The sequence below is a fragment of the Kitasatospora sp. NPDC097605 genome (assembly GCF_040302725.1).
Classification (GTDB): domain Bacteria; phylum Actinomycetota; class Actinomycetes; order Streptomycetales; family Streptomycetaceae; genus Kitasatospora.
In genome coordinates, this window is the sequence record NZ_JBEOSF010000053.1 from 1 (window position 1) to 11,607 (window position 11,607).

The 11,607-nt window shown below is 75.5% G+C and carries 9 protein-coding genes; 6 read left to right on the top strand and 3 right to left on the bottom strand.

Annotated features, from left to right (window positions below; all coding sequences use genetic code 11):
- Window positions 1–155: 155 nt before the first annotated feature.
- Window positions 156–1,460, bottom strand: coding sequence for a SigE family RNA polymerase sigma factor (locus tag ABTX81_RS36285; protein WP_350554685.1), 1,305 nt, complete (start codon window positions 1,458–1,460; stop codon window positions 156–158).
- A 1,341-nt stretch (window positions 1,461–2,801) separates the two neighbouring features.
- Between ABTX81_RS36285 and ABTX81_RS36295 the strand changes: the two genes are divergently transcribed.
- The gene (locus ABTX81_RS36295; protein ID WP_350554589.1) at window positions 2,802–4,226 is read left to right on the top strand and encodes a cell division protein PerM; all 1,425 of its coding nucleotides are present in this window, start codon (window positions 2,802–2,804) and stop codon (window positions 4,224–4,226) included.
- A 6-nt stretch (window positions 4,227–4,232) separates the two neighbouring features.
- Here the strand turns inward: ABTX81_RS36295 and ABTX81_RS36300 are convergent, their stop codons facing one another.
- Window positions 4,233–4,889 (bottom strand): hypothetical protein, encoded by a 657-nt coding sequence (locus tag ABTX81_RS36300; RefSeq protein WP_350554591.1) that lies wholly within the window; start codon window positions 4,887–4,889, stop codon window positions 4,233–4,235.
- A 380-nt stretch (window positions 4,890–5,269) separates the two neighbouring features.
- Here ABTX81_RS36300 and purN point away from each other — a divergent pair, with 380 nt between their 5' ends.
- Both purN and purH read left to right on the top strand, forming a co-directional pair.
- Window positions 5,270–5,929: a phosphoribosylglycinamide formyltransferase gene (gene purN / locus ABTX81_RS36305; RefSeq protein ID WP_350554593.1), complete on the top strand. Its 660-nt coding sequence runs from the start codon at window positions 5,270–5,272 to the stop codon at window positions 5,927–5,929.
- The gene (gene purH, locus ABTX81_RS36310; RefSeq protein WP_350554595.1) at window positions 5,926–7,506 is read left to right on the top strand and encodes a bifunctional phosphoribosylaminoimidazolecarboxamide formyltransferase/IMP cyclohydrolase; all 1,581 of its coding nucleotides are present in this window, start codon (window positions 5,926–5,928) and stop codon (window positions 7,504–7,506) included. The genes purN and purH overlap by 4 nt, the downstream gene beginning before the upstream one ends.
- Before the next feature lie 109 nt (window positions 7,507–7,615).
- Here the strand turns inward: purH and ABTX81_RS36315 are convergent, their stop codons facing one another.
- A complete protein-coding gene (locus ABTX81_RS36315; protein WP_350554597.1) occupies window positions 7,616–8,398 on the bottom strand; it encodes an RDD family protein in 783 nt (260 codons plus the stop codon).
- Between the two features lie 595 nt (window positions 8,399–8,993).
- Between ABTX81_RS36315 and ABTX81_RS36320 the strand changes: the two genes are divergently transcribed.
- The 3 genes from ABTX81_RS36320 (at window position 8,994) to ABTX81_RS36330 (ending at window position 11,551) form a co-directional block, all read left to right on the top strand.
- Complete coding sequence (locus tag ABTX81_RS36320) at window positions 8,994–9,848, top strand: bifunctional methylenetetrahydrofolate dehydrogenase/methenyltetrahydrofolate cyclohydrolase (protein ID WP_350554599.1); 855 nt, start codon at window positions 8,994–8,996, stop codon at window positions 9,846–9,848.
- Between the two features lie 44 nt (window positions 9,849–9,892).
- Window positions 9,893–10,312 (top strand): DUF3017 domain-containing protein, encoded by a 420-nt coding sequence (locus tag ABTX81_RS36325; RefSeq protein WP_350554601.1) that lies wholly within the window; start codon window positions 9,893–9,895, stop codon window positions 10,310–10,312.
- Window positions 10,313–10,558: 246 nt separating this feature from the next.
- Complete coding sequence (locus ABTX81_RS36330; RefSeq protein WP_350554603.1) at window positions 10,559–11,551, top strand: malate dehydrogenase; 993 nt, start codon at window positions 10,559–10,561, stop codon at window positions 11,549–11,551.
- Window positions 11,552–11,607 lie beyond the last annotated feature (56 nt).

Genomic DNA, 11,607 nt, shown 5'->3' on the forward strand with positions numbered 1-11,607 from the left:
CTCCGGGTCGCTCCGGCCCGGTGCCGACGGTCGGCGGGCGCGGCGCCACCTCCTTCGTCGGCGGCTTGGCCCTTCTCCCTTTCGGCACCGGCGCGCCCCTTCGGCTCGGGGCGGTGTTGTTCGCCCGTTCGCCTCCGGGGCGCTCCGTGATCCGCTCAGTAGTCCGTCGCGCACGGGTGCAGCGCCAAGGGGGCGCAGCCGGGCCGGGGGGCGGCGGCCACCGTGCCCGGCGGGGGCAGCGCCTCGGCGGCGCGCCCGCCCGTCGGCGGGCTGTACGGCCCGCCGCCGGGCGGCGGAGGATCCACCACGACCGGTTCCAGCCCCGGTGTCGGCGAGCACCAGTGGCTCTGGATCCCCGACGGCGGCCCGTCCGGCAGCAGCGGCAGCAGCGCGTCCCGCGCGGTCACCAGGGTGGGGACCGGCGCGCAGAGCGCGGGCGGCGGCGGAGCCGGCGGCCGGAACAGCTTGCCCGGCCCTCCGCCCGCCAGCGTCGCCACCACCGCCCCGCCGACCGCGGCCGTCAGCAGCGCCGCCGCCCCCGTCCGGCCCGCGTTCACCAGCCCGTGCCGGGCCCGCAGCAGCGGCACCGGGGGCCGGTGCGGCTCCGGCGCCCCACGCACCGCCGCCCGGTGCATCAGCGCGCAGAGCCGGTCGGCGAACCCGTCCGCCGCCGGATCCGTCCCGACGAGCTCCGGCACCCACTGCGCCAGCGCCGCCCGGGCCGCCCACACCCGCCCCTCGGCGGCCGCCACCGTCGACTCCACCTCCAGCGCCACCGCGGCGGCCGGCACCCCCAGGCCGTCGTGCAGCACCAGCGCCCGGCGCTGCGGCCGGGACAGCCGCCGGAGCGCCTTGAGCAGCGCGCGGTCCCGGTCGGTGAGGCGGTCGTGGTCCGGCAGCACCGCCTGGGCCTCGTCCGCCGGCCGCACCTTGATCCGGCGGTGTGGCAGCCGCCACACATGGCTGCGCCGCGGCCCGCCCCGGTGCCACGGCGACAGCGCCAGCTCGAACGCCCGGGCCCGCACCCACGTCTCCGGCTCACCCCCGGCGACCACCTCCGCCCACCGCCGCCGCGCCTCCCCGAACGCCCGCCCCACGCAGTGCACGGCCCGGTGCTTGCACGCGGTGAGCAGGAACACCTGCTGCACCAACCGGGTGTGGGTGGCCTCGTACTGCTCCTCGAACCCCACCTCCCACCCCCCGCCGTCCCCCGGCACCGTCTCCCGCCCGTCGGCCGCCTCGGCTGCCCGCGCTGCGGGCGCTCGCCGACTGTCGGGCTCCGCCGGCACCTGCTTGGCGTCGAGTTCGGCGCGCTGCTTTGCCGCCCGGTTGCCGCAGTGGCCCGTGGCTGCTTGTCCGGTCGCCGCCTGGTCGTCGTCGGGTGCCGATGTAGTTGCCGGCCCGCCGGCCTTCTCGGCCGCTTGCTCCGTCGTCCGGCGGCTGTCGGGTCCCTTGGGCATCTGCTTGGCGTGGTGTCCGGCTGTGGCCTCTTCGCCGTTGGGCGCTGGGGCTGCCGGCTGTCCCGCTGGGGCCGTTTGCTGCGGCGTCCGGGGGCTGTCGGGCCTTGGGGGTTGGTGTGCCGTCCGGTTGCCGTGGCGTCCTGTGGTCGCCTTTCCGGTCGCTGCCTGGTTGCCGTCGGGTGCCGATGCCGGTCCGCCGGCTGCCTCGGTCGCTGCGGCCGCCTGCTCCGTCGTCCGGCGGCTGTCGGGTCCCGAGGCCGTCCGTGCGGCGGCGCTTTCGGCCGGCTGCTTCGCCGTCGCCCGTCGGCCACGGAGGTCTGTCGTCAGCCCGTCGGCCGTCCGCCGGTCGTCGTGGTCCGACCCGCGCTCGGCGCCGCTGCCGACGGCCTGATCCGCCGACGCCCGGTCGGCGGCCTGCGCTTCAGCCGACGGCGCTTGCGCACCAGCGTCGGCGGCTCGGCCGGCGCGCACGCCCTGCGGCCGGTTCACGCCGACGGCTGCCACCGGGCGGCGGACGGCCCCCTGCCGGGACGGCGGGGCCGCTGCGTTCGCATGATCGGCCTGCGGGTCGACCGGGGGCTGCTCGCCGCCGGCTGTGTTCGTCGCTGTGGCGGTCTGCTGCGGCGGCTGCGTCTTCGCCGGGCCAGCGTGCGGATCGCCCGGGAGCTGCTGGCCGTCGGCCGTGGTCGTCGTCGTGGTGGGTTGCCGCGAGGTTCGTGTCTCCGTCGGGTCGCTGGGAGGGCCGCTCGGTGGCTGCTGGCCACCAGCAGCCGTCACCGCAGCGGTCTGCTGCGGGGTTCGTGCCGTCGCCGGATCGGCGGGTCGGCCGTCGGTGGGCGGGGGGCCGGTGGGCGGCTTGGCCGCGGGGGCCTCCGGGGCGGGCAGTAAGGCGGCGAGGGCGGTGATCTCGTCCTGGGTGCGGATGCCGAGCTTGCGCAGGGCCCGGCGCTGGTGGCCGCGGGCGGTGGCGGGGGTGACGCCGAGGGCGGCGGCGGTCTCGGCGAGGTCGCGGCCGGCCGCGAGGTGGGCGACGGCCTCTGCCTCACGCTCCGTCAGGCGGTGCAGTGGTCCGGCGTCCTCGCCCTTCCCGGCGGCGGCCCGGCCGCCTCCGGTCCCGGCCTTGGCGGGGCGCCCCTTCCCGCTGCGGCGCTGTGTCGCGGGGGCGGGCTGGTTGCCAGGGTGTGCGGCGGTCGGGGGCTTGGTCATCAGACGCTCCTGGCCGGGTCGGTCGCGGCGGCGAGAGGGCATGGTCTGAAAATGCGCATAAGCCAATAATCTGGGACACCCCGGCGGTTTGCCTCTTCACGGAGCATGGCGAGTCGCCTTGGCACGATGTGGGCCATGACGCAGCTGACGGGTCGTCCGATTCTGGGAGCGCCGGGCGAACTGGGCGCCGGGCCCGTCGTGCCGGCCCTGCTCGTCGGGGTCCGGACGGCCCTGCTCGGGCTCTTCGTCATCGCCGTCCCGGTGCTCGGGCTCTGGGTGGTGACGCCGTACGCGGACGGCGGCGCGTCCGGGGCGCTGCGGCTGGTGGCGGCGCTGTGGCTGCTCGGGCACGGCGCGCCGGTGCTGCGCGGGGCGGCGGAGGCGCCGCTGTCGGTCACGCCGCTGCTGCTCGGTCTGCTGGCGGTGGGCCAGCTGTCCCGGGCGGCGGGCCGGGTGGCGGCGCGGGGTGCGGGACGGCTCCGGCGCAGCGGTGCGCCGGCGGTGTGGGCGGGGTACTGCGCGGTGGCCTGCGGGGTGGTGGCGCAGTGCGCGGGGGCGGGGGAGTTCCGGGCCCGGGTGCTGCTGGACCTCGCCGTGGTCGCGCTGGTGGCCGGGGCGGCGGTGGCGGTCGGGGCGCGGGGGCGCGGGGTGGTCCCGACGGTGACGGGGCTGCTGGAGCGGGCGCTGGCGCGGCTGCCGCGGTGGGCCCGGCCGACGGACGGCGCGGTGGTGGTCCGGGTGGCCGCGCTGGCGGCCGGGGCCGGGTTGCTGGCGGCCGGCGGAGTGGTGGTGGCGGGGGCGGCGGTGCTGGCCGCGGTGTCCACGAGCGGTGCGCCGGAGGTGTTCACGGGCGGGCCGGCGGCGGTGGCGGGGGCGCTGCTGGTGACCCTGGTGCTGCTGCCGAACGCGGTGCTGTGGGGCGCGGCGTACGCGCTCGGGCCGGGGTTCGCGGCGGGGGAGGGGACGGTGGTGTCGCCGGTGCGGACGGTGCTGGGGCCGGTGCCGGAGTTCCCGCTGTTCGCGCTGCTCCCGGAGCCGGGTGCCGGCGGCTGGCGGCTGGTGGTGTGCGCGCTGCCGGCGCTGGCGGGCGTGGTGCCGGGGCTGCTGCTGGGGCGGGCGGCCGCCGCCGGCGGCGGGCGGGCCGCCCGGCGGACCGGTCGGGCCGGGCCGTGGCCGGTGCCGGCGACCGCGGCGGCGGCGCTGGCGGCCGCGCTGCTGGTCGGGGCGGTGGCGGCGGGGTTCGGCGGGCTCTCCGGCGGGGCGCTGGCGGCGGGCCGGATGGCCTGGCTGGGGCCGGTGCCGTGGTGGACGGGGCTGGCCGCGGCGGCCTGGGTGGCGGTGGTGGCCGCCCCGGCCGCGCTGCTGGCCCGCTTCCGTTTCCTCCGTGCGGCCGACGGTCGCGCCCGGCGCGCATCGCTCGCATCGCTCGCGCCGACCGGGGCGCTCGCCCTGGCCGCACGCCGGGGCGCGCTCCTTCTGCGCGCCCGCGCCTACGGAGTCGTCAGCAGCCTCTCGGGCGGCGGCTCCGACGGCGCGGACGACGCCGGCCCGGCCCGCTGAGCGCGCCTACTCGCCCGCCCTGGTGATGTCCACGTACCACTGCGGCGCGAGCCGCTCGCAGCCGTCGGCGGCGCCGGCGGTGAGCGAGTCCTGCACGCAGCTGACGTAGTCGTTGTAGTAGAGCGCCAGGCCGAGCACGGCGGAGACGAAGACCACCGTCATGGCGCCGGTGAGGATGCCGGCCAGGGCGGCCGGGGTGAGCGGGTTCGAGGTGGTGGGGCCGGCGGCCGCGGCGGGTGGCGGGGTGCCGGTCGCGGCGTCGGCCGGGGCGGGCTTGGGGGCGCGCATGGCGGAGACGCCCCAGGCGATGGCGAGCGCGCCGAGGAACAGGGCGACGTAGTGCACCGCGGCGAAGGCGCAGACCAGGGCGCCCATGCCGGCCAGCGCGGCGTTGCGGGCCTTGCGCTGGGCGGGGTCGGTCGGGTCGAGCCGGGGCGGCTGCGGCGCGGGCGGGCGGGGGTGCCAGCCGCTGCCCTGGTAGCCGGGGCTCCAGGGGTGCGGCGGCGGGACGAGCGGGCGCTCGTCCGGGTCGCCGTCCTGGCCCTCGGGGCGGTCGGAGCCCTCGGAGGAGTGCGGAGCGCGCGGCCGCCACGGCTGGTCGGGGGCATCCGCCGGCGGCGGCGCGAAGGGGTTGCGCTCGCCGGTGTCGTCACCGCTGCTCATGGTTCAGCCATTCCTTCTCGGTCGGTGGGGCGGGTGCCCGCGCCACCCTATGATCCCGCAGGCCCCGGTGGGGGCTGCGGGCGCGTCCGGGATTGGCCGGTCGTCGGGCCGCCGCCGGGTCCGGTCGGGACCCGGTGACGGCCCGGGGACGGCCCGGCGAGATCCCGGTCTCAGCTACGCGCGTAGCCCGCGACGGTGTTTCGGAGGCCGTCCGACCAGCCGTTATGGTGGTGACGGTCAGCAGCTCCCACGGGTTCCCCGGGCGCCCGCGTCGCGGCGGGTTCTCCAGGAGTTCCCCCTCGCTCGACCTGCCGTTCGTAGTGGCCCCACCGCCGGTGGACGTACCAGCGCACGGCGCCCGACCTACGGAGAATCGCGCAGTGGCCGCCGCCCCCGCTCAGCTCTTCCCGCCCCGCACGCCCGGACCGGCCCGCCTGGTGGTGCTGGTCTCCGGCTCCGGCACCAACCTCCAGGCGCTGATCGACGCCACCGCCGACCCCGCGTTCGGTGCCCGGATCGTCGCCGTCGGCGCGGACCGTGAGGCCATCGCCGGCCTGGAGCGCGCCGAGCGCGCCGGCCTGCCGGTCTTCGTGCACCGGGTGAAGGACCACGCGGACCGCGCGGACTGGGACCGCGCGCTGACCGCCTCCGTGGCCGGGTACCAGCCGGACCTGGTCGTCACGGCCGGCTTCATGAAGATCCTCGGCCCCGCGTTCATCGAGGCCTTCGCCGGACGGATCGTCAACACCCACCCCGCGCTGCTGCCCTCCTTCCCCGGCGCCCACGGCGTCACCGACGCGCTGGCGTACGGGGTGCGGGTCACCGGCTGCACCGTCCACCTGGTCGACGCCGGCGTCGACACCGGGCCGATCATCGCGCAGGGCGTCGTGGAGGTCCTCGACGCCGACCACGCCGATGGCGGCGAGGCGCTGCACGAGCGCATCAAGACTGTCGAGCGCAAGCTGCTCGTCGACGTCGTGGGCCGGCTGGCCCGCGAAGGTCACCGCATCGAGGACCGAAAGGTATGGATTCCGGCATGAGCGCCGCTCCCACCACGCCCCCTGTCTCCGAGAACGTCCGGCCGATCCGCCGCGCCCTGATCAGCGTGTACGACAAGACCGGCCTGGAGGAGCTGGCCCAGGGCCTGCACGCCGCCGGGGTCGCCATTGTCTCGACCGGCTCCACCGCGGGCCGGATCGCCGCCGCGGGCGTCCCGGTGACCGAGGTCTCCGAGCTGACCGGCTTCCCCGAGTGCCTGGACGGGCGCGTGAAGACGCTGCACCCCCGCGTGCACGCCGGCGTGCTGGCCGACCTGCGCCTGGAGTCGCACCGCGCGCAGCTGGCCGAGCTGGGCGTCGAGCCCTTCGACCTGGTCGTGGTGAACCTCTACCCGTTCAAGGCGACCGTCGCCTCCGGCGCCACCCCGGACGAGTGCGTCGAGCAGATCGACATCGGCGGCCCGAGCATGGTCCGCGCCGCCGCCAAGAACCACCCCTCGGTGGCCGTCGTGGTCGACCCGGCCCGCTACCAGGACGTGCTCGCCGCCGTCCAGCAGGGCGGCTTCGACCTGCTGACCCGCAAGCGGCTGGCCGCCCAGGCCTTCGCGCACACCGCCGCCTACGACGTCGCGGTGGCCAACTGGTTCGAGGAGTCCGGCTACACCGGGAGCGAGGACGCTTTCCCGGCGTTCCTGGGCTCCGCGTTCGAGCGTCAGAACGTGCTGCGCTACGGCGAGAACCCGCACCAGGGCGCCGCGCTGTACACCGACGGCAGCGGCGGCCTGGCCGGTGCGCGGCAGCTGCACGGCAAGGAGATGTCGTACAACAACTACGTCGACACCGACGCCGCCCGCCGCGCCGCGTACGACCACGCCGAGCCGGCCGTCGCGATCATCAAGCACGCCAACCCGTGCGGCATCGCGACCGGCGCCGACGTCGCCGAGGCGCACCGCAAGGCGCACGAGTGCGACCCGGTCTCCGCGTACGGCGGCGTGATCGCCGTCAACCGCCCGGTCACCGTGGAGCTGGCCGAGCAGATCGCCCCGATCTTCACCGAGGTCGTGGTGGCCCCCGGCTACGAGGACGGCGCCGTCGAGGTGCTGGCCCGCAAGAAGAACCTGCGGGTGCTGCTCGCCCCCGAGGCCCCGGCCAACCGCCAGGAGGTGCGCCCGATCTCCGGCGGCGTGCTGCTCCAGGACGCCGACCGGGTGCACGCCGAGGGCGACGACCCGGCGACCTGGACGCTGGCCACCGGTGAGGCGCTCTCCGAGGCCGAGCTGGCCGAGCTGGCCTTCGCCTGGCGGGCCTGCCGGGCCGTCAAGTCCAACGCGATCCTGCTGGCCAAGGACGGCGCCTCGGTGGGCGTCGGCATGGGCCAGGTCAACCGGGTCGACTCCTGCAAGCTCGCGGTCGAGCGGGCCGGCGAGCGGGCCAAGGGCGCGTTCGCGGCCTCCGACGCCTTCTTCCCGTTCGCGGACGGCCCGGCGATCCTGATCGCCGCCGGCGTCCGGGCGATCGTCCAGCCGGGCGGCTCGATCCGCGACGAAGAGGTGATCGCGGCCGCCGCCGAGGCCGGGGTGACCATGTACTTCACCGGTACCCGTCACTTCTTCCACTGATCAGCGGATCTGCTGACCGGCTGATCCGCTGATCGGCTGACGGAACGACGCAGCGGCCCGGCTCCCTCCACCGAGGGAGCCGGGCCGCTCCGTTCGTCCGCCCCGCGCGTTACTTCTTGATCACCAGGGTGCCGGCGGCACGGTCGTGCCAGCCCTGCAGCTTCCCGGAGTTGTCGAAGAACGGCGACAGGTAGACCAGCAGCGCGCCGATGTAGCAGACGAAGGCGCCGACGACCGGGATGATGAAGCGGATGAAGCCGCCGCCCAGGCCCGGGGTCTGGCCGGTGTTCTCCTTGACCACGCGCAGGCCCATGGCCATCTTGCCCAGGGTGGCGCCGACGAAGGAGACCATCAGCCACTCGTAGAGCAGGTTGAACACCGACAGCACGCCGATCATGATCATCATGGTGGCGAAGATGCCGGCTGCGGCGTCGTTCTGCTGCTGGATGCAGTCGCTGTAGCTGATGCTCCCGTAGGAGTACTGGGAGCAGTCGTCGGTGTCCTTGACGATGCCGAGCGTGCCGGCCAGGCCGAGCGCCATGACCAGGGCGATGACCGCGCCGACCGCCAGGCCGTCGATCAGCCGGGCCAGGAAGCGCTGGCCCATGGAGGCGAGCTTCACGGTGCCGAGCTGGGCGATGTTGATGTAGCCGTTGTTCGCCTGGAGGGTGCCCGGCATCGCCTGGTACCCGTACGCCTGCTGCGGCGGCACGCCGTAGGCCGGCGGCTGCTGCTGCGGGTAGCCGTAGCCGGGAGCGGCCGGGGGCTGCTGGGGGTAGCCGTAGCCGGGAGCGGCCGGCGGCTGCTGCGGGTAGCCGTACGCCTGCTGCGGCGGCTGCTGGGGCTGCTGGGGCTGCTCGTACGGGTTGTTCGGGTCGGGCGGGTAGCTCATCGATGCCTCCGGGCAGATGGGGACAAGTGGGGACGGGACAGAGGACCCGGAACGGACCGGCGGGTCGGGCGGCCGGTCGGACGGGACGTTAGCGGAGCGCACTGACACCGGCAGGTGCGACCGGGTGCGCGCCTCCGCTCAGGGCCGTGGGAAGCGGGCCGACGGCATTCGGGACGGCCGGTCGGCGAGGGGCGTGCCGCGGCGGCGGCGGACGGTCGTCGGCGCGGTGCGGTCTGGTCGGCTCACTTCGTTCTTCCCCCGGGTACGCCCCCGCCGGGTCTGTCCGTCGGCCCGTCACCGGGCCGGATGCGGCGGGGAATGCCCGCTTATCGTCGGACGCCCGGCCGCGCCGTGTCCAGCCGCGTCCGCGCGTCGCGCCGGACTGTGGCGCAACCGCAATACGACCCGAACGTTCCGTACCCGTTCGTCCACCCCCTCCGCACCGGCCGCCACCGGTCTCCCCGCCGCTCCGGCCACCTCCCGCCGCCGTCCCGCCGCCGTCCCGCCGCCCTCCCGCGGCCGTGCCGCCGTCGTCCCCCTCCGGCCCCGGGGACCGGTGGCGCGGACGCCGGTCCGGATCCGGGAGAATGGGGTCATGACTGCCCAGATTCTCGATGGCAAGGCCACCGCGGCCGCGATCAAGTCCGAACTCGCCGCCCGCGTGGCGGCCCTCCAGGCGAAGGGCGTCGTGCCCGGCCTCGGCACCGTCCTGGTCGGCGACGACCCGGGCAGCCGCTGGTACGTCAACGGCAAGCACCGGGACTGCGCCGAGATCGGCATCGCCTCGATCCAGCGCGAGCTGCCCGCCACCGCCACCCAGGAGGACGTCGAGAACGTCGTCCGCGAGCTCAACGCCGACCCGACCTGCACCGGCTACATCGTCCAGCTGCCGCTGCCCAAGGGCCTCGACCAGAACCCGGTCCTGGAGCTGATGGACCCGGACAAGGACGCGGACGGCCTGCACCCGACCTCGCTCGGCCGCCTGGCGCTGGGCATCGAGGGCCCGCTGCCCTGCACCCCGCTCGGCATCGTCGAGCTGCTGCGCCGCCACGACGTGCCGATCGACGGCGCCGAGGTGGTCGTGGTCGGCCGCGGCGTCACCGTCGGCCGCTCGATCGGCCTGCTGCTCACCCGCCGCAGCGAGAACGCCACCGTCACGCTCTGCCACACCGGCACCCGTGACCTCGCCCACCACCTGCGCCAGGCCGACATCATCGTGGCCGCCGCCGGGGTGCCGCACCTGGTCAAGCCGGAGGACGTCAAGCCCGGCGCGGCCGTGCTGGACGTCGGCGTCAGCCGCAGCGAGGGCAAGATCGTCGGCGACGTCCACCCGGGCGTGGCCGAGGTGGCCGGCTGGATCTCCCCGAACCCCGGCGGCGTCGGCCCGATGACCCGCGCCATGCTGCTGAACAACATCGTGGTGGCGGCCGAGCGCCGCGCCGGCGTCTGATCCGCCCCCGACCGACGAACGACGATCCCGAAGGACGGGAAGCCATGACCGAACCGCGGCGGACCCGGCGCAGGCCGGTCAAGACCACCGGCACCCTGCCGCCCGAGGGCTCGTCGGCCGCGCTCGGGCGCGACCACGCGCTGCCGGTCCGGCAGTGGCCGATAACGGTGGTCCTGCTGGTGGTCGGCGCAGGCCTCGCGGTCACCTGGTTCGCCGACTTCCAGGACGGCTTCAAGTACGGCCTCCTGATCGTCGGCGGCGGGGTGCTGCTCGGCGCGCTGCTGCGGCTGGTGCTGCCGGAGGTCGGCATGCTGGCCGTGCGCAGCCGGTTCACCGATGTGATCGTGCTGACCTTCCTGGGCGTGTCGATCACGCTGCTGACCCTGATGGCCCAGCCCAACCCGTGGCTGGAGTTCCCGGTGCTGGACAACGTCGGCCAGCTGATCGGCCGTCCGCGCCGGTAGCCGGTAGCCGGTAGCCGGTAGCGGCCCAGCCGGTGGCGTCGGCCCGCAGGTCGGCGAACGGCCCCCGCCCGAGCGTCCCGGGCGGGGGCCGTCATCGTCTGTGACCAACCAGTCACGACCTCGCCCGAGGCGTACGCTTCCCTTTGCGATACCCTGACGCCGGTTCTCTCGATGTCGAGAGACCGTCCTCGGCTCCAGCGCGCCGACGTGCCTGGGGCACCTGGCGATTTGCTGGAGAAGGTAGAAATGACCCGCACCCCCGTCAACGTCACCATCACCGGAGCCGCCGGCCAGATCGGCTACGCGCTGCTCTTCCGCATCGCCTCGGGCCACCTGCTCGGCGCCGACGTCCCGGTGAACCTGCGCCTCCTGGAGATCCCGCAGGGCCTCAAGGCCGCCGAGGGCACCGCCATGGAGCTCGTCGACTGCGCCTTCCCGCTGCTGCGCGACATCACCATCACCGATCAGCCGAACGTCGCCTTCGACGGCGCCAACGTCGCGCTGCTGGTCGGCGCCCGTCCGCGCACCGCGGGCATGGAGCGCGGCGACCTGCTGCAGGCCAACGGCGGCATCTTCGGCCCGCAGGGCAAGGCCATCAACGCCCACGCCGCGGACGACATCAAGGTCCTGGTCGTCGGCAACCCGGCCAACACCAACGCCCTGATCGCCCAGCGCAACGCCCCGGACGTGCCGGCCGAGCGCTTCACCGCGATGACCCGCCTGGACCACAACCGCGCCGTCGGCCAGCTCTCCGCCAAGACCGGCGCCCTGGTCTCCGACATCAAGCGCGTCACCATCTGGGGCAACCACTCCGCCACCCAGTACCCGGACATCTTCCAGGCCGAGGTCGCCGGCAAGCCGGCCTTCGAGGCCGTCGGCAGCGACCAGGCCTGGCTGGAGAACGACTTCATCCCGACCGTGGCCAAGCGCGGCGCCGCCATCATCGAGGCCCGCGGCGCCTCCTCGGCCGCCTCGGCCGCCAACGCCGCCATCGACCACATGTACACCTGGGTCAACGGCACCGCCGAGGGCGACTGGACCTCCATGGGTGTCGTCTCCGACGGCTCCTACGGCGTCCCGGCCGGCCTGATCTCCTCCTTCCCGGTCACCACCAAGGACGGCAAGTTCGAGATCGTCCAGGGCCTGGAGATCTCCGACTTCTCGCGCGCCCGCATCGACGCCTCGGTCAAGGAGCTGACCGAGGAGCGCGACGCGGTCCAGGAGCTCGGCCTCATCTGAGTCCGACCCCCGGCGTTTCCCACGGCGGCCCGTCGTCCCCTCCCCGGGGACGGCGG